Source organism: Paraburkholderia sp. JHI869 (assembly GCF_038900775.1).
GTDB lineage: Bacteria > Pseudomonadota > Gammaproteobacteria > Burkholderiales > Burkholderiaceae > Paraburkholderia.
Genome location: NZ_JAYMSC010000010.1, coordinates 20702 through 37489, shown reverse-complemented (window position 1 = coordinate 37489; position 16788 = coordinate 20702). Strand labels below are relative to the sequence as shown.

Annotated in this window: 16 protein-coding genes; 14 read left to right on the top strand and 2 right to left on the bottom strand. The window is 67.0% G+C overall.

Annotation, left to right across the window (positions count from 1 at the left end):
• Window positions 1-5: 5 nt before the first annotated feature.
• Genes VSR72_RS18295 through VSR72_RS18275 form a run of 5 tightly spaced genes read left to right on the top strand, consistent with a single transcriptional unit; the run spans window position 6 to window position 6277 of the window.
• Window positions 6-1166 (top strand): hypothetical protein, encoded by a 1161-nt coding sequence (locus VSR72_RS18295; protein ID WP_342953762.1) that lies wholly within the window; start codon window positions 6-8, stop codon window positions 1164-1166.
• Between the two features lie 2 nt (window positions 1167-1168).
• Complete coding sequence (efeB, locus tag VSR72_RS18290; protein WP_342953761.1) at window positions 1169-2467, top strand: iron uptake transporter deferrochelatase/peroxidase subunit; 1299 nt, start codon at window positions 1169-1171, stop codon at window positions 2465-2467.
• Between the two features lie 32 nt (window positions 2468-2499).
• Window positions 2500-3519 carry an iron ABC transporter substrate-binding protein gene (locus tag VSR72_RS18285; RefSeq protein ID WP_342953760.1) on the top strand — a complete coding sequence of 340 codons (1020 nt, stop codon included), beginning with the start codon at window positions 2500-2502 and terminating at the stop codon, window positions 3517-3519.
• 55 nt (window positions 3520-3574) lie between these two features.
• Complete coding sequence (locus VSR72_RS18280) at window positions 3575-5218, top strand: iron ABC transporter permease (RefSeq protein WP_342953960.1); 1644 nt, start codon at window positions 3575-3577, stop codon at window positions 5216-5218.
• 9 nt (window positions 5219-5227) lie between these two features.
• Window positions 5228-6277 carry an ABC transporter ATP-binding protein gene (locus tag VSR72_RS18275; RefSeq protein ID WP_342953759.1) on the top strand — a complete coding sequence of 350 codons (1050 nt, stop codon included), beginning with the start codon at window positions 5228-5230 and terminating at the stop codon, window positions 6275-6277.
• Here VSR72_RS18275 and VSR72_RS18270 read toward each other — a convergent pair.
• Window positions 6265-7134: a LysR family transcriptional regulator gene (locus tag VSR72_RS18270; protein WP_342953959.1), complete on the bottom strand. Its 870-nt coding sequence runs from the start codon at window positions 7132-7134 to the stop codon at window positions 6265-6267. The two genes, VSR72_RS18275 and VSR72_RS18270, sit on opposite strands and share 13 nt — an antisense overlap.
• 136 nt (window positions 7135-7270) lie before the next feature.
• On the opposite strand from VSR72_RS18270, the gene VSR72_RS18265 reads away from it, so the two are divergent.
• The gene (locus tag VSR72_RS18265; protein WP_342953758.1) at window positions 7271-8197 is read left to right on the top strand and encodes a DMT family transporter; all 927 of its coding nucleotides are present in this window, start codon (window positions 7271-7273) and stop codon (window positions 8195-8197) included.
• Window positions 8198-8218: 21 nt separating this feature from the next.
• Here the strand turns inward: VSR72_RS18265 and VSR72_RS18260 are convergent, their stop codons facing one another.
• Complete coding sequence (locus VSR72_RS18260; RefSeq protein ID WP_342953757.1) at window positions 8219-9520, bottom strand: MFS transporter; 1302 nt, start codon at window positions 9518-9520, stop codon at window positions 8219-8221.
• Window positions 9521-9735: 215 nt separating this feature from the next.
• Here VSR72_RS18260 and VSR72_RS18255 point away from each other — a divergent pair, with 215 nt between their 5' ends.
• Genes VSR72_RS18255 through mdcH form a run of 8 tightly spaced genes read left to right on the top strand, consistent with a single transcriptional unit; the run spans window position 9736 to window position 16726 of the window.
• Entirely contained in the window at window positions 9736-10515 is a 780-nt protein-coding gene (locus VSR72_RS18255; RefSeq protein WP_342953756.1) for a GntR family transcriptional regulator, read from the top strand.
• The gene (gene mdcA / locus VSR72_RS18250) at window positions 10499-12172 is read left to right on the top strand and encodes a malonate decarboxylase subunit alpha (RefSeq protein WP_342953755.1); all 1674 of its coding nucleotides are present in this window, start codon (window positions 10499-10501) and stop codon (window positions 12170-12172) included. Before VSR72_RS18255 ends, mdcA begins: the two co-directional genes overlap by 17 nt.
• A gap of 5 nt (window positions 12173-12177) precedes the next feature.
• Entirely contained in the window at window positions 12178-13134 is a 957-nt protein-coding gene (locus VSR72_RS18245) for a triphosphoribosyl-dephospho-CoA synthase (protein WP_342953754.1), read from the top strand.
• Complete coding sequence (locus VSR72_RS18240; protein ID WP_342953753.1) at window positions 13122-13424, top strand: malonate decarboxylase subunit delta; 303 nt, start codon at window positions 13122-13124, stop codon at window positions 13422-13424. The genes VSR72_RS18245 and VSR72_RS18240 overlap by 13 nt, the downstream gene beginning before the upstream one ends.
• Window positions 13421-14302 (top strand): biotin-independent malonate decarboxylase subunit beta, encoded by an 882-nt coding sequence (locus VSR72_RS18235; protein ID WP_342953752.1) that lies wholly within the window; start codon window positions 13421-13423, stop codon window positions 14300-14302. The genes VSR72_RS18240 and VSR72_RS18235 overlap by 4 nt, the downstream gene beginning before the upstream one ends.
• Window positions 14299-15114 (top strand): biotin-independent malonate decarboxylase subunit gamma, encoded by an 816-nt coding sequence (mdcE, locus tag VSR72_RS18230; protein ID WP_342953751.1) that lies wholly within the window; start codon window positions 14299-14301, stop codon window positions 15112-15114. Before VSR72_RS18235 ends, mdcE begins: the two co-directional genes overlap by 4 nt.
• On the top strand, window positions 15114-15791 hold the full coding sequence (locus VSR72_RS18225) for a malonate decarboxylase holo-ACP synthase (protein ID WP_342953750.1): 678 nt from the start codon (window positions 15114-15116) through the stop codon (window positions 15789-15791). Before mdcE ends, VSR72_RS18225 begins: the two co-directional genes overlap by 1 nt.
• A complete protein-coding gene (gene mdcH, locus VSR72_RS18220) occupies window positions 15788-16726 on the top strand; it encodes a malonate decarboxylase subunit epsilon (RefSeq protein ID WP_342953749.1) in 939 nt (312 codons plus the stop codon). The genes VSR72_RS18225 and mdcH overlap by 4 nt, the downstream gene beginning before the upstream one ends.
• The last annotated feature ends 62 nt before the right edge of the window (window positions 16727-16788 follow it).

Here is a 16788-nt window from a genome sequence, read left to right as displayed (position 1 = left end):
TCAGTATGAAATACGCTACGCGCACGCTCCTGCAATGCACGGTCCACGCGGCCCGCTCCGCGCTCGCGCTTGCCGCCGCTGCGGCGCTCGCCGGCGCGCCGCTCGCCGCTCACGCCGACCCGCAGGGCCTGCTCGAGACCGTCAAGCATCACACCACGCTCATCAACACCGTGCCCGACAACGGCGACCAGAACCCGTACGCGATCTTCGTCGCGCCGGTATCCGCCGGTACGGTGAAGGAAGGCGACGTGCTGATCGACAACTTCAACAATGCAGCCAACCTGCAGGGCACCGGCAGCACGATCGTCGACTATCACCCCGACACGAAGCAGATGACCCTGTTCGCGACGATTCCGCGCGATCTCAAGGAATGCCCCGGTGGCGTCGGCCTTTCGACCGCGATGACGATGCTCAAGTCGGGCTGGGTCATCGTGGGCAGCACGCCGAGCAACGACGGCACGACCGGCACCAAGGGCGCGGGCTGCATGATCGTGCTCGACAGCAGCGGCAAGATCAACAAGGTCATCAGCAGTCCAAATATCAATGACCCGTGGGGCAACATGGCCGTGGTCGACAACGGCGACCACGCCACGCTGTTCGTGAGCAACGCGGGCTTCGGTGTGGGCGGCGCGGACGGCAACCCGCCCGTGTTCAAACAGGCCACGGTGCTGCGCCTCGACCTCGACATCCCGAGCGGCCAGGCGCCGGTCGTGAAGAGCGAAACCGTGGTGGCGAGCGGCTTCGGCGCGCAGGCGGACAAGGGCGTGTTCCTCGTCGGCCCGACCGGTCTCGCGCTTTCGGCGGACAACAAGCTGCTCTATGTATCGGACGCGATCGGCAACCGCATCAACGTGATCGAAGACCCGCTCACGCGCGACACCAGCGCGGGCGTGGGCCGCCAGCTCACCGCAGACGGCCTGCTGCACCGCCCGCTCGCCATGATCGCGACGCCGCAGGGGCACCTGCTCGTGACGAATGCCTTGAACGGCCAGGTCGTCGAGATCGACCCGGCGGCGGCGAAGCAGCTCTACGCGCGCTGGATCGATACCGACAAGGCGCAAACCCCTCCGGGCAACGGCGACCTCTTCGGCATCGCGCTGACCCCGGCGGGCGACGGCTTCTACTACGTGGAAGACGACGTGAACACTCTCGTGCTGGCTAAATAATCATGTCCTCCGACGATACCCCCAACAAACCATCGCGGCGCGGCTTCCTGAAAGCCGGTGCCGCGCTCGGTGCGAGCCTTGGCGCAGGCGCGGCCTCGAGCGGCCTCGCCCAGGCCGCCGAGGCGAAGCACCACGCCATGGCCGCCGACCCGATGCTCGCCGTCGAGCCGTTCTACGGCGAGCACCAGGGCGGCATCGTGACGCCGCAGCAAGCGCACACGTATGTCGCGGCCTTCGACCTCACGACGACCTCGCGCGACGACGTCATCAACCTGCTGCGCAAGTGGACGGAGTCCGCGGCGCGCATGAGCCAGGCGCAACCGGCAGCCGCGCTCGACTACACCGGCGACGACCACCCCGCGCCCGATTCCGGCGACGTGCTGGGCCTCGGCCCGGCGGGCCTCACGGTCACGTTCGGCTTCGGTCCCGGCCTCTTCACTTCACAGGAAAAGGACCGCTACGGTCTCGCGCACAAGCGCCCTGCCGCGCTCGTCGATCTGCCGCGCTTCAACGGCGACCAGCTGATCGCGCAAAAGACCGGCGGCGATCTCTTCGTGCAGGCGTGCGCCAACGACGCGCAGGTCGCCTTCCACGCGGTGCGCCAGCTCGCCCGCCAAGGCTACGGAATCCTGACGATGCGCTGGGGCCAGGCAGGCTTTCTTTCGGGCCCGCGCGCGCAGACGCCGCGCAACCTCATGGGCTTCAAGGACGGCACCAACAACCCGCCGACCACGGACCCGAAGGCGATGAACCAGTTCGTCTGGGCCACGGCCGCCGACGCGCCGTGGATGCAAGGGGGCACCTATACGGTGGTGCGCCGCATCCGTATCACGCTGGAGCACTGGGACCAGATGGAACTGGGCTTCCAGGAGCAGGTGTTCGGCCGCCACAAGTACAGCGGCGCGCCCATCGGCCAGAAGAAGGAATTCGACAACGTCGATCTCGATGCGCAGGACAAGGACGGCAATCCGCTGATTCCGGAAAACTCGCACGTCCGTCTGTCGAACCGCGGCTCGAACAACGGCGCACAGATCCTGCGCCGCTCATACTCGTACAACGACAGCACAGACTTCTATATCGAACGCTGGCCGCCGTGGCGCCAGGAGACCGAATATGACGCGGGCCTCATCTTCGTCGCCCACCAGGGCGACCCGCGTACGGGTTTCATTCCGATCAACGAAAAGCTCGCGAAGTTCGACATGATGAACCAGTTCACGACGCACGTGGGCAGCGCGATCTTCGCATGCCCGCCCGGCGCGAAAGCGGGCTCGTTCATTGGCGCGGAGCTATTCAGCGCTTGAGTTCAATCGATAACAACGGACAACGAAGCAATATGAAAATTTCCATGATGCGCGCACCGCTGCGCGCCGCCGCCCTCTCGCTCGCGCTTGCAGGCATGCTGCCGCTCGCCGCACATGCGGCCTCGATCACGCTCTACAACGCGCAGCACGAACAGGTCGTGAACCAGCTCGCGAAAGACTTCGAGCAGCAGACTGGCATCGACGTGAAGATCCGCAGCGGCGAAGGCCCGGCGCTCGCGGCGCAACTCGTCGCCGAAGGCGAGAAGACGCCCGCCGACGTCTACTTCACCGAGAACTCGCCCGAGCTGATGCTGCTGGAAGAAAAGGGCCTGCTCGCCCCCGTGCAGCAAGCGACGCTCGCATCCGTGCCCGCGCGTTTCAACTCGCCGCAAGGACAATGGGTGGGCGTGACCGCGCGTGAGAACGTGCTCGTGTACAACACGGCCAAGGTGCAGCCGGCGCAATTGCCGAAATCGATCTTCGATCTCGCCAAGCCCGAATGGAAGGGTAAGGTCGGCATCGCGCCGAGCGACGCCGACTTCCTGCCGCTCGTCGACGCCGTGCTCGCCGTGAAGGGCGAAGCCGCGACGCTCGAATGGCTCAAGGGCCTGAAGACCAACTCGCAGATCTTCGACGACGACGAAGGCGTGGTCGCTGCCGTGAATCGCGGCGCGGTCGCCACCGGCATCATCAACAACTACTACTGGGACCGCCTGCACGCCGAACTCGGCGACAAGAAGACGCGAAGCGCCGTCGCGCATTTCGCCGACGGCGACGTGGGCGCGCTCGTGAACGTTTCGGGTGCCGCCGTGATGAAGTCCGCGCACAATGTGGACGGTGCGCAGAAGTTCCTCGCCTACCTCGTGAGCGAGCGTGCACAGAAGCTGATGGCGCAGGACCACATCAGCTACGAGTACCCGCTGCGTCCCGGCGTGGCGAGCGACCCCATCAACAAGCCGTTCGACCAGCTCAAGCCGCCCGCGCTGACCATCCAGCAGCTCGGCGACGACAGCCAGGCAGGCAAGCTGCTGCGTCAGGCTGGCCTGCTGTAACCGGCATGGAGTACGAAGCAAGATCGTGAGCGAAGCAGTTTCGACGGCACAGGCCGTGCCAAAGTCTCATCAAGTGGATGTCGCGGGGGGCCCTCCCCCACGCGCGCGGCGGCGTGCGCCGCGCGCGCTCTTTGCCGCCGCCGCGCTCGGCCCGCTGCTGGTGCTGCTGCCGCTCGCGCTGACGTTCTGGCGCGCGCTGTCCTTTGGTCTGGCCGACGCCGCCGAGCTGATCTTCCGGCCGCTGGTGGGCGAGTTGCTCGTCAACACGCTCTCGATCACCGTTTCGGCCACGCTCGCTTCTGCGGTGCTCGGCACCGCGGTGGCGTGGCTCGTGGAACGCACCGACGTGCCGGGGCGGCGCGCATGGGCGCTCCTTGCCGCCGCGCCGCTCGCCATGCCCGCGTTCGTCACGAGCTACGCGTGGGTCTCGCTGAGCCTCGATTTGCAGGACTTTCTCGGCGCGTTCATCGTCATCACGACGGCCTATTTCCCGCTCGTCTACCTGCCCGTGGCCGCCGCGCTGCGCGGCCTCGACCCCGCGCTCGAAGAATCGGCGCGCGCACTCGGCTGCAACCGCTGGGCCGTTTTCGTGCGCGTCGTGCTGCCGCAATTGCGGCCTGCGCTGCTGGGCTCGATGTTGCTCGTCGCGCTCGGCGTGCTGTCCGAATTCGGCGCGTTCACGCTGCTGCGCTTTCGCACGTTCACGACTGAGATCTATGCGGAGTACCGCACGAGCTTCGATGGCGGCGGCGCCTCGCTGCTGGCCTGCGTGCTGATCCTGCTTTGCCTCGTGTGCCTCGTGCTCGAGTTTCGCGTGCGCGGACGCTCGCGCTACGAGCGCGTGGATCGCGGCGCGCGGCGCGCGAGCGCGCGCCATGCGCTCGGTCGCTGGCGCTGGCCCGTCGCGGCGGGTTTCGTCGCGCTCAATGTGGCCACGCTCGGCGTGCCGCTCGCGATGATCGGCTACTGGCTCACGCAGCCAGGCGCTGCCGCGATCACGCCCGCCGATGTCTCGCCCGAATTGCTGGTCTCGACCACGTTCGCTTCGCTGCGCCTCGGCCTCACGGCCGCGTTTTTCACCGTACTGCTCGCGCTGCCGCTCGCGTATCTGCTTGCGCGCTATCCCGGCCGCGCGGCCACGTTTCTCGAACGCACGGCTTTCATTGCGCAGGGCGTACCCAGTCTCGTCATCGCGCTGGCCATCGTTTCGCTCGCCGTGCGCGCGCTCGAACCGCTCTATCAAGGCACCACGCTGCTGATTACGGCGTACGCGATCCTCTGTCTGCCGCTCGCGCTCGTGAGCGTGCGCGCGGCGCTCATGCAAGCGCAGCAGCGCCTCGAAGATACGGCGCGCGCACTGGGTCTCGGCTGGTTCGCAACGTTGCGCCGCGTCGTGCTGCCGCTCGCGGGTCCCGGCCTTGGCGCGGCGGCCTCGATGGTGTTCATCTCGGTGGTCACCGAACTCAACGCCACGCTGCTGCTCGCGCCCATCGGCACGCACACGCTCGCCACACAGGTCTGGACCGACACCTCGACGCTCGCCTTCGCAGCCGCCGCGCCCTATGCCGCCCTGCTCACCGCGCTTTCGCTTGCCGCTTCGGGCCTACTGTTCGCGTTTGCGGGCCGCTCCGCGCTTGCCGGCCAGGCAACGGTGAATATGCCGGTCGATACGAACAACGCGCCGCCCAGCGACGCCTGAGCCTCACCTATGAGCACACTTCGCATTTCCGGCCTCCAAAAGGCCTTCGACGGCCACCCGGTCCTGCACGGCATCGACCTTTCCGTGCGCTCGGGTTCGCTTGTCGCGCTGCTCGGGCCTTCGGGCAGCGGCAAGACCACGCTGCTGCGCGTGCTGTGCGGCTTCGAGCGCGCCGACGCCGGCACGATCGAAATCGACGGCCGCCGTGTGGCCGGCGACCGGCTGCATCTGCCGACCGAGCAGCGACATATCGGCTATGTGCCGCAAGAGGGCGCGCTCTTTCCGCACCTCACGGTCGCCGAGAACATCGTGTTCGGCCTGCCGCGTGCGCAGCGCCGAGCGCACCATCGCGTGGCTGAATTGCTCGAACTCGTCGGTCTTCCGGAATCCTATGCATCGCGCGCGCCGCAGCAACTCTCGGGCGGACAGCAGCAGCGCGTGGCGCTCGCCCGCGCGCTCGCGCCCTCGCCCGGCCTCGTGATGCTCGACGAACCGTTCTCGTCCCTCGACGCCGCGCTGCGCGTCGAAACGCGCGAAGCCGTGGCGCGCGCGCTCGCCGCCGCCGGCGCGACCGCCGTGCTCGTGACGCACGATCAGGCCGAGGCGCTTTCGCTCGGCCACGAAGTTGCCGTGCTGTGGCAAGGAAAACTGCTGCAAAGCGGGACGCCGCAAACGCTCTACCGCCGCCCGGCCACGCGCGAACTCGCGGCCTTCATCGGCGAGGCGGTGCTGCTGCCGGGTACCGTGGCCAACGGGCGGGCGCATTGCGTGCTCGGTGCGCTGCCGATCCAGCAAGACCAGCACGCCGCAGAAGGCGCCGTAGACGTGATGCTGCGCCCCGAGCAGATCGACGTGCTGCCCGAATCCGCCCAGCGCGATGGCTCATTGGAAGCGGTGGTGAGCGCCATCACCTTCCAGGGTCAGGACGCCGCCCTCACGCTGCAACTGATCGATGCGTGCGCAACGGTTCGGGCACGCGTGCCCGGCTACCGTACACCACGCGAAGGCGAGCGCGTGCGGCTAGCGGTGGGCGGCGAAGTGAGCGTCTACCCGCGCTGACGCGGCACCGAAAGGTCCTGGACCATCTGCTGCGCGAGGTAGTCGCAAGTCGGGCGATTCGATTTGACGCTGCGCGCCACGACGATTTCCAGCGGCTCGATTTTCGGCAGGCCCTGCGCCTCGCCGAGGATCGCAAAGCGCGCCGGCACGCTGCAACGCGTGAGCGCGACGATCGCAATGCCCGCCTCCACCGTTGCCGTCAGCCCCATCAAACTCGCGCTGCTATACGCGGCGCGGTAGCGGATGTGCGCGGCATCCAGCGCCGCCACGGTATGCGCGCGCGCCACGCTGCCATGTTCGTAGAGCCCGACCGGCAGCGGCGAAATGGCGAGCGGCGCGGGGTCGGCGGCGGCCCCCACCCACACCATATCCTCTGCCCGCACGAACTCGCCGCGTATCTTGCGGTCGCGCGTGACGAACGCGATATCGATCTTGTTGTCCGCCAGCATCGGCCCGAGCGCTACGCTCTGCGCACAGACGATCTCGATCTCCACATGCGGATAGAGCGTCGAAAAACGCCGCAACACCGGCGAGAGCAGCGACGCCATATAGTCGTCGGGCGCGCCGAGCACCACGCGCCCAGTCACCTCGGGCCGCACCAGCGCCGCCCACGCCTCCTCCTGCAGATCGAGCGCGCGCCGCGCATATTCGAGCAACGTGTTACCGGGACGCGTGAGCGCCAAATTGCGCGTGTCGCGCGTGAATAGCGAGGTGCCGAGCATCTGCTCGAGCCGCTTGATCTGCATGCTCACGGCCGCCTGCGAGCGATGCACGGTCACGGCGCCTTTCGTGAAGCTGCCCGCGTCCGCGACGGCGGCGAAGGTGCGCAGCAAATCGATATCGAATTCGGGGTTCATATGCGGGACGGGCGGTTTGCAGCCCATTCATAAGCTGCGTTGATGGAATTCTTCAATTTAATTCGTTTGCTCACGCCCCGCAACTGGCGAATACTTAGGCTGTCTCCTAACCCCTTTTGAATTCCGAGCTCCGGCCATGCAATCCGAACATCACGGAAACCGCCAGCAAGGCGTCCTCATGCTCGCGGGCGGCGGCCTCCTGATGGGCACGATCGGCGTGTTCGTCGAGGAGGCGCGCCTCGGCGCCCTCACGCTCGTGTTCTTCCGCTGCTTTTTCGGCATGCTCGCGCTCGCCGGATACTGCGCGTACAAGGGCTGGCTCTCGCCGCGGCAGTTCACGCGCCGCACGCTCACGCTCTCGGTGATCGCAGGCGTGCTGATGGTCACGCAGTGGGTGGCCTTCTTCGACGCGATCCATCGCACGAGCATCGCCGTTTCGACGGTCGTGTTCCATGTGCAGCCATTCTGGGTCGTGCTGATGGGCGCGGCGCTCTTTCACGAGCGCCTGGGCGCCGACCGGCTGGGCTGGATCGGCATTGCATTCGTGGGGCTCGTGCTCGCTTCCGGCGTGCTCGCGGAAAGCCATGTGGCCGACCGCACGAGCTACATGATCGGCATTGGCGAGTCGCTGGGCGGCTCGGTGCTCTATGCGAGCGTCACGCTGATCGCCAAGAGCCTGCGCAACTTTCGCCCGCATCTGTTCACGCTCACACAATGCGTGGTGGGGTCGGTGTGCCTGCCGCTCATTGCGCCTTTTTTCGCGCCGCTCGAACTCGCGCATATTTCGGCCACGCAATGGGGCTGGCTCGTGGGTATGGGCGTGCTGCACACGGGGCTGTCGTACGTGCTGATCTACGGCGCGCTGCCGATGTTGACCACGCCCGTGATTGCCGTGCTGCTGTTCGTGTATCCGCTCACTGCGATCGCCGTCGATGCGATCGTCTACGGCCGCGCGCTGAGCGTGCCGCAACTTGCGGGCATGGTACTGATCGTAGCGGCGAGCCTCGGGGTCAATCTCGGCTGGCGCCTGTTGCCGCCGAGGCTCGTGAAGGCGCGGCGCTAATCTACGCGCCGCGTATCGGGTTCACGAAGGCAGCGTTTGCCCCTTCGTTTCCGGCGCGAACGGAATGATCAGCAGGCCGAGAACAAACGCCAGCGCCGTGAGCGCGACCGGCACGCCGAGCGTGTGCATATGCAGCACCGCAGCGCCAAGCAGGAAGTTCACGCCCGCGCCCACGAATCGGCCAAATGACGTGCAGAACGCGAACGCCGTGGCACGCACACGCGTTTCGAACTGCTCGGGCAGCCAGAGGCTGAACAACGCGAAGTTGCCGCCAAAGAAGCCCAGCACGAAGAGCAGCGCGATGAACGGCACGAGCCCGTTCTCCAGGTAGAACGCCCAGCCGAAGCTCGCCGCGATCGTCACGGCCATGCCCGCGAAATAAACGGCGAGCGTCCACTTGCGGCCAATGCGCTCGGCCATGGGCGGCAGTGCGAGACAGCCAAGGATCGTGCCGATCGACAGGATGCCTGTGGCGATCGAAGCCGTGCGGATCGCCTCGGCCTTGCTCGCACCAGCCTTCGTCGCCAGCTGGATCACCGCGGACGGTTCATAGACCGCGCCTGCCCACAGGCCAATGATCGCGATGGTCAGCAACGCGCACGCAACGATGGTGCGCATGCGGTAAACGTCGCCGAAGATTTCACGCAAGGGGCGGCCGCGATGCACATGGCTCGCCTCCGACTTCTGCCACTTGGCCGGCTCCTCCACGCGCGTAAGCACGAGAATCGCCACCACCACCGGCAACGCGCCCGTGAGGAACATGGCGCGCCAGCCGAAGTGCACACCGACCGTGTAATTGAGCGCGGCGGCAATGAAGAAGCCTGCGTAATAGCCGGTCTGCAAGTAGCCCGCGCCCATCTTGCGGCGGTCTTCAGGCCACGATTCGGCTACGTAAGTGCCCGCAAGCGCCCACTCCCCGCCGATGCCCACGCCCGCGAGAAAGCGGTAAATGCCGAGCGACCACACGCTCTGCGCGGTGGCCGAAAGTCCCGTGAAGATCGCAAACATGAAGATGGTGCCGGCCAGCACGCGCGTGCGGCCGTAGCGGTCCGCGAGCGGCCCCCAGATGAACGACAGGCCCCAGCCCACGAGGAAGAGCGCGAACAGGATCGAGCCGGCAAGCCCGACGTTCGCCGCACTCGCCTCGTAGCCCGAACGCGGCAACAGCTCCGTGAGCGCGGGCGTGAGCACGAGTGCGTAGATGAACGAGTCCATCCCGTCCAGCGTCCAGCCTGCCCAGGCGCCCCAGAAACCGGCGATCTGCGACCGGTTGAGCGGTGTCTTGCTGCGAGTACGCCGCGCGGACTCGGTAATCGAATTCATGATGCTCCTCTCTCCTTTGGTGTCCCGCCTGCATGCGCACCTGTTCGTACACACGCCGCGAAACGCGGAAATGCAGGCCGCGGCAGTGCCGGCCCTCTTCAGGAACTCCCTGTAAGCCCCCGTTCTTCTTACCCGTCTATAGTGAAACTGGTGTTTCTGTGTTGCGGGTTTTCGAGGCTTTCGCCTTGGTCGTTTTATATATAATATTTGATCTCATGAGCGACGCAACGAATGGTTTTCCCCTGGAAGGCGCTGCCGCGCCCCGCACCAGCACCTCGCGCATGATCGCCGACGCCTTGCGCAGCGCGATCGTCGAGGGCAAGCTCGCGCCCAACGCGCCGCTGCGTCAGGACGCGATCGCGCGACACTTTTCGGTCAGCGCCATCCCCGTGCGCGAGGCGCTGCGCCAGCTCGCGAGCGAAGGCTGGGCGAAGATCGAGGTGAACAAGGGCGCGAGCGTGGCCTCGCTATCCGCCGACGAAGCGCGCGAGATCTACGAGATCCGCTCCGCGCTCGAAAGCCTCGCGCTAGGCCTCGCCATTCCGAATCACACGAGCGCCACGCTGCGCGAAGTGACCGCGCTGGCCGCCGCCGCGAAGCGCGAACGCGATCCGTCGCTCTATGTCGCGCGCAACGAGGCTTTCCATATGAACCTCTACGCGCCCGCCGGCCGCCCTCAATTGATGGAGATGCTCACCGCGCTCCATCGCCGCGGTGAACGTTATCTGCGCCTGAAATTCGGCTTTCCCGAATACAAGGGCGAATCCGATAGTGAGCATGCCGAAATTCTTGCCGCCGTGAAGCGCGGCGACGTGCCCACCGCGCAAAAGCTCGTGGCCGAGCACCTGCTCGGCACGGGCGAACTCATCTACCGTTTCCTGACCGAGCGCGCCGTGCTGCCGGCGGCACCTCCTGCTGTGCAAACTGCCGCCCCAAAGCCACGCGCCGCCTCTTCCCGCTCACGGAGCCGAACTGCCGATGAAGCCTCAAGCTGATACGCAAAACTCCCCTGACCTCGCGCCGCGTTCGTGGACCACGCGCCGCGACGAAAAGGCCCGCCGCCTCGCCGCCGTATCGGGCTGGCTCGAAGACGGCGTCCTGCCCACCTCGCGCATGACCGATGCGCTCGAACTGCTGATCCGCCCAGGTGATCGCGTCGCGCTCGAAGGCGACAACCAGAAGCAGGCCGACTTCCTCTCGCGCTCGCTGGCAAAGGCCGATCCGGCCAAGGTCAATAACGTTCACCTGCTGATTTCGAGCATCAGCCGCCCCGAGCATCTCACGCTGTTCGAGCGCGGCATTGCGCACCGCGTGGACTTCGCGTTCGCGGGACCGCAGAGCCTGCGTGTGGCGCAACTGCTCGAAGACGGCCAGCTCGAAGTGGGCGCGATCCATACTTATGTGGAGCTGTACGCGCGCATGTTCGTGGACCTGATTCCCCAGGTCGCGCTGCTGTGCGCCGAGAAGGCCGACCGTCACGGCAACCTGTACACCGGCCCGAACACCGAAGACACGCCGACCATCGCCGAGGCCGCAGCTTTCAGCCAGGGTATCGTGATCGTTCAGGTGAACGAAATCGTCGACGAACTGCCGCGCGTGGACATTCCCGGCTCGTGGGTCGACGTGGTGGTGCAGGCCGACCGGCCGTTCGCGGTCGAGCCGCTCTTTACGCGCGATCCGCGTCATATCGGCGACCTGCAGGTGCTCACCGCGATGATGGTCATCAAGGGCATTTACGCGCCCTATGGCATCTCGTCGCTCAATCATGGCATTGGCTTTGACACCGCCGCGATCGAATTGCTGCTGCCCACGTATGGCGAATCGCTCGGCCTCAAGGGCAAGATCTGTCGCAACTGGACGCTCAACCCGCACCCCACGCTGATTCCCGCCATCGAATCGGGCTGGGTGGAAAGCGTGCATTGCTTCGGCAGCGAAGTGGGCATGGAAGCCTATATCGCCGCGCGGCCCGATGTGTTCTTCACCGGCAGCGACGGCAGCTTGCGCTCGAACCGCGTGCTGTGCCAGCTCGCGGGGCAATATGCCGTGGATCTCTTCATCGGCTCGACGTTGCAAATCGACGCGGATGCGAATTCGTCCACCGTCACGCGTGGCCGGCTCGCGGGCTTCGGCGGCGCGCCGAACATGGGCCACGATCCGCGCGGGCGGCGTCATGCGAGCGAAGCGTGGCTCAAGCTGCTCAAGGACAACGGTCCTGTTTCGCGCGGCCAAAAGCTCGTGGTGCAACTGGCGGAAACCTGGAAGAAAGGCGGCGAGCCGACGTTCGTCGACGAACTCGACGCCATCGCCGTAGGCCAGAAGAGCGGCATGCCCGTTGCGCCCGTGATGATCTACGGAGACGACGTGAGCCATGTCGTGACCGAGGAGGGCATTGCGCACCTGCATCGCGCAGAAGGCATCGACGAGCGCCGCGCCGCGCTTGCGGCAGTGGCGGGCGTGACGCCGATCGGCCTGCGCGCGCAGCAGCAGAAAACAGACGAACTGCGTCGCCGCGGCATCGTACAGTTCCCCGAAGATCTCGGCATTCTGCGCGGCGAGGCCAAGCGCTCGCTGCTCGCGGCGCGCAGCATCGACGATCTGGTGACGTGGTCGGGCGGGCTCTACACGCCGCCCGCTCGATTCCGTAGCTGGTAAGCGCGATGCGCACGCTTCCTTTTACGGTGCTTGCCGAGGGCTCGGCGGGTCTTGCGCGGCGTGTCCCGTACGCTGGCGACGCGCGGCTGCCCTCCTCCGATGCGCAACTCGCTCGCTTCGCACGCGACGCGCTGATCGAAGAGGCGCGCCTCACGCCCAAGCCCGCACTTGTAGACGCACGCGGTAGTGGCGCGCACAACGATCTCGATCTCGCGACGATGCTGCGCTCGGCGCACGCGCTCGAGCCCACGTTCGAAGCGCTCGCGCGCGCTTCACGCGGGGCCGCGCCCGGCACGGCGCTGCGCACCGATCTCGCGCGCATCGGCCGCGCCGGTGAAGCCGCGATGATGCGCGCGACGCAAGGCAGCAATGCGCATCGCGGCGCGATCTGGATCGTCGGTCTGCTCGTGGCGGGCGCGGCGATCGTGCATACGCCTGGCAGCGACGACAGCGCTTACGCTCACTCGGCGCACATCTGCGAAACCGCTGCGCAGATCGCGCGCTACGAGGACATGCTCGCGCAACCCGCGCAAAGCAACGGCGAACGCGTGCGCCAGCGCTACAACGTAGGCGGCGCGCGCAGCGAAGCGCAAGAAGGCTTTCCGCACGTCGTGCGCGTGGGACTGCCCGCGCTCTACGCCGCGCGTGCGCAAGGCCACGACGAGGCACACGCGCGCGTGGACGCCTTGCTCGCGATCATGGCCTCGCTCGACGATACCTGCGTGCTGCATCGCGCAGGCCTCGCCGGGCGCGAAGCCGCGCAAGTGGGCGCGCAGCGCGTGCGCGACGCGGGCGGCGTCGCCACGCAAGCGGGCCGCGCCGCGTTCGACACACTCGAACGCGCGTTGCTCGCACTCAACGCATCGCCGGGTGGCGCGGCCGATCTGCTCGCCGCGACGCTCTTCATCGACAGACTGGTTCAGCACCGCATGGGCGGGAGGACGGTTTCATGGAACAACTGACATTCGACTACCCGGCGCAACGCGCCGTGACGACGCGCGCCCATGTGGGCGTGGTGGGCTCGGGCGACCTCGAAGTGCTGCTGCAGCCCGCCAGCGACATGAAGGCGCGCGTGGTCGTGCATACGAGCGTGGATGGCTACAGCCACATCTGGAAGAGCGTGCTCGACCGCTTCTTCACGCGCTATGACGGCGCGGCGCTCATCGAGATCAACGACTTCGGCGCCACGCCCGGCGTGGTGGCGCTGCGGCTCGCGGAAGCCGTCGAAGCAGCGCAGGGAGCGCAGTCATGAGCAGAACTAATCAACTGACGCCCGGCGCGCTGCTGCGCGAGAGCTTTATCGAATTGAGCGCGCGCGAGCGCGCAACCGCCGTGCTGGACGCGGGCACGTTCCGCGAACTGCTCGGACCGTTCGACCGTATTGAATCGCCGTGGCTGCCGTTGCAGGGCATCGTCTGCCAGGCCGACGACGGCGCGGTGATCGCGCGCGGCACCATCGACGGCCAGCCGGCTGTGGTGGCCGCGATCGAATCGGCATTCCAGGGCGGCAGCATCGGCGAAGTGTCGGGCAGCAAGATAGCCGCCGCACTCGAACTCGCACTCGCCGACTGCGAGCGCGGCAAGATCGTGCGGCCGATCATCCTGTTCGAAACCGGTGGCGTGCGGCTGCAGGAAGCCAATCTCGGCCTCGCCGTGATTGCGGAGATCCAGTCGGCCATCGTCGCGTTGCGCGCTCACGTACCCGTGGTTGGCGTGATCGCGGGCATGGTGGGCTGCTTTGGCGGCATGTCGCTCGCGGCAGCCCTGTGTTCAACGCTCGTGATGACGAAGCAAGGCCGCCTCGGCATGAATGGACCGGAGGTGATCGAGCAGGAAGCCGGCATCGAGGAACTCGATTCGAGCGACCGCCGGCAGGTGTGGCAACTGATCGGCGGCGAGCAACGCGCGCAGACCGGTTTCGCCGACGCGCTCGTCGAAGACGCCGTGGACGACGTGCGCACCGCGGTGCGCGCTGCATTTGCACAAAGCGCGCCGCGCACGCCGCGCTCGGCGGATGTCGATGCCACGCTCGCGAAACTCGCCCAGATCGATCCCGCCAGCGTCACCCCTGAAACGATGCGCGCGGTGTTTACCGCTTCGCCCCTGAACCTGAGCGGAGAAAACGCATGAACGACACGACGACGAGCCGCGGCACACGCTGGCTGCGCGCCCTCGCGAGTGGCGAATCAAAGGGCGCATGCGTGCAATACGCCGACGCGCCGCTCGAGGGCGAGGCCGCGCGCTTCATCACCGTTGCGCCCGATCCCACGAACCGCTTTCCACGCGCGCGCGACAACGTGGTTGGCCTCGAACAAGGCTGGGGGCTCGCGAAGGCCGTGCGCGAAGCGATTGCCGAAGACGCGGCGAGCGGCAAGCGCCGCCCCATCATCGCGATCGTGGACGTGAAGAGCCAGGCCTACGGCTATCGTGAAGAGATGCTCGGCATTCACCTCGCGTGCGCCTCGGCCGTTGACGCCTACGCGAGCGCGCGGCTCGCGGGGCATCCCGTGGTGGCGCTGATCGTCGGGCCCGCCATGTCGGGCGCGTTTCTCGCGCACGGCTATCAGGCCAATCGCATCGTTGCGCTCGACGCGCCTGGCACGATGGTCCACGCGATGGGCAAGGAAGCCGCTGCGCGCGTCACGCGGCGCAGCGTCGAGGACCTCGACGAGCTTGGCGAAAAGATCGTGCCGATGTCGTATTCGATGGCGTCGTTCGCGAAGCTCGGTTTGCTCGACGAGCTGATCGAAGGCGTCGATGCGGACGCGCCCAGCGACGCGCAGATCGCACGCGTGCGCGATGTGCTCGCGCAGAAAGTGCGGGAAGCGCGCAACGACAAGAGCGGCCTCGCGCATCGTCTGCAAGGCGAGTCGGCGCAGCGTACGCGCGCAGCGTCGATTGAAGTGCGCAAGCGCCTGGCACAACAGTGGGACGCTAGCTGATGCGCGCGTGCGCGGCCCCGCCGTTTGCCGCCGACGCGCCGCGCGTGGATGATGCGCGCTGGCGCGCGCACGATCTGCTTCGCGTCGCGCGTCTCGCGCCTTCCGACAACGAGCCGGACTGGGTACGCGGCGCGCTCGCTCGTGCGCCTTGGGTCGTCGTGCGGCGCACGTGTGCGGCGGCGGGTTTTGTGGCGGTGGGTGTGCGCGGCTGCGTACGTTCCGAGCGTTTCGGAACATGGCTCAATACTGAGGATATCGAATCATCTTCCAGCCCGGAGGATCTTCGCGACGTTGAGCCACTGAGCACACGCCGCGCACTGCCCGCGTTCATCGCGCTCGCTACCCTGCGCGCAACCGCCTCGCCGCTGCGCAATCATGTTTGGGGCCCCACAGGCAGCGCCGGTTTCGAACTCGCCACGGGTGTTCCCACCCTCACGGCTTCGAGCGATCTCGACATCCTGATTCGCCTGCCGCAACGCATCTCGCGCGCGGCGATCGACACGCTTGCGCAAACGCTCGCGCAAGCCGCCAGCCGCGCCGGCACACGCATCGACGCGCAGCTCGAAACGCCCGCAGGCGGCGTCGCGCTCGCCGAACTTGCGGCGCACAAGCCGCGCGTGCTGGCGCGCGCTTCCAGCGGCGCGCAGCGCATCGCCGACCCCTGGCAAGCGCCATGACGCTCGCCCTGCTCTTTCCCGGCCAGGGCGCGCAAAGCACAGGCTTTCTGCACAAGCTGCCGCAGCACGACGCGGTGCGGGCGACGCTCGACGAGGCGTCGGCTGCGCTCGGCTTCGACGTCCTCACGCTCGATAGCGACGACGCCTTGCGTTCCACGGTTGCCGTTCAGATCGGCCTCACGGTTGCGGGCGTAGCCGTTGCGCGCGCAATGGCACAAGAAGGCCTCGTGCCCCAGTTCAGCGCAGGGCTTTCCGTGGGCGCTTATGCGGCCGCGGTGAGCTGCGACGCTCTGGCGTTTAGCGACGCGCTACACATGGTGCGCAAGCGCGCCGAGCTGATGGAAAACGCTTGGCCATCGGGCTATGGCCTCACCGCCGTTGCGGGGCTGAGCGAAACGCAGGTGGAAACGCTCGCGAATACGCATGCACACGAGGGCGGCTCACGCGTCTACGTGGCAAACGTTAACGCGCCGCGTCAGATCGTCGTGGCCGGCGCCGATGCCGCGCTCGAAGGCTTCGCAGCGCGCGCACTCGCCGCTGGCGCGCGCAAGGCGCAACGGCTCGCAGTCGCCGTTCCTTCGCATTGCGAGCTATTGGCCGGCGCCGCTGAATCGCTCACCGAGTGGGCGCGCGACATTCCCATACGCGCGCCGCGTGGCGTATACGTCGACAATCGCGGCGGCCGGCCGCTCTACAACGCCGACGCCATCCGCGCCGATCTCGCGACCAATATGCGCTACACGGTGCGCTGGTACGACGCGCTCACGGTCATGATCGAGTCGGGCGCGAGCGTGCTGGTCGAGGCGCCGCCCGGCCAGGTGCTGACGGACATTGCGCGCGAGCAGTATCCCGAGGTGGCCGCGCTCGCGGGCTCGGGTTTGCCGCTGGAGCGTCTCGTTGCGATCGTGCGGCGGCGGCTCGGCGAGGATGTCTGAGCGCATCGCCAACGCCGTCTTTGGCGTTTATGCGCATAAATTCTTATTTGATTATTAACGCG

Excerpts from the sequence above, each read along its gene's own strand:
- VSR72_RS18295 (WP_342953762.1), top strand. The coding sequence starts at position 6 with ATGAAATACGCTACGCGCACGCTCCTGCAATGCACGGTCCACGCGGCC.
- efeB (WP_342953761.1), top strand. The coding sequence starts at position 1,169 with ATGTCCTCCGACGATACCCCCAACAAACCATCGCGGCGCGGCTTCCTG.
- VSR72_RS18285 (WP_342953760.1), top strand. The coding sequence starts at position 2,500 with ATGAAAATTTCCATGATGCGCGCACCGCTGCGCGCCGCCGCCCTCTCG.
- VSR72_RS18275 (WP_342953759.1), top strand. The coding sequence starts at position 5,228 with ATGAGCACACTTCGCATTTCCGGCCTCCAAAAGGCCTTCGACGGCCAC.
- VSR72_RS18270 (WP_342953959.1), bottom strand. The coding sequence starts at position 7,134 with ATGAACCCCGAATTCGATATCGATTTGCTGCGCACCTTCGCCGCCGTC.
- VSR72_RS18265 (WP_342953758.1), top strand. The coding sequence starts at position 7,271 with ATGCAATCCGAACATCACGGAAACCGCCAGCAAGGCGTCCTCATGCTC.
- VSR72_RS18260 (WP_342953757.1), bottom strand. The coding sequence starts at position 9,520 with ATGAATTCGATTACCGAGTCCGCGCGGCGTACTCGCAGCAAGACACCG.
- VSR72_RS18255 (WP_342953756.1), top strand. The coding sequence starts at position 9,736 with ATGAGCGACGCAACGAATGGTTTTCCCCTGGAAGGCGCTGCCGCGCCC.
- mdcA (WP_342953755.1), top strand. The coding sequence starts at position 10,499 with ATGAAGCCTCAAGCTGATACGCAAAACTCCCCTGACCTCGCGCCGCGT.
- VSR72_RS18245 (WP_342953754.1), top strand. The coding sequence starts at position 12,178 with ATGCGCACGCTTCCTTTTACGGTGCTTGCCGAGGGCTCGGCGGGTCTT.
- VSR72_RS18240 (WP_342953753.1), top strand. The coding sequence starts at position 13,122 with ATGGAACAACTGACATTCGACTACCCGGCGCAACGCGCCGTGACGACG.
- VSR72_RS18235 (WP_342953752.1), top strand. The coding sequence starts at position 13,421 with ATGAGCAGAACTAATCAACTGACGCCCGGCGCGCTGCTGCGCGAGAGC.
- mdcE (WP_342953751.1), top strand. The coding sequence starts at position 14,299 with ATGAACGACACGACGACGAGCCGCGGCACACGCTGGCTGCGCGCCCTC.
- VSR72_RS18225 (WP_342953750.1), top strand. The coding sequence starts at position 15,114 with ATGCGCGCGTGCGCGGCCCCGCCGTTTGCCGCCGACGCGCCGCGCGTG.
- mdcH (WP_342953749.1), top strand. The coding sequence starts at position 15,788 with ATGACGCTCGCCCTGCTCTTTCCCGGCCAGGGCGCGCAAAGCACAGGC.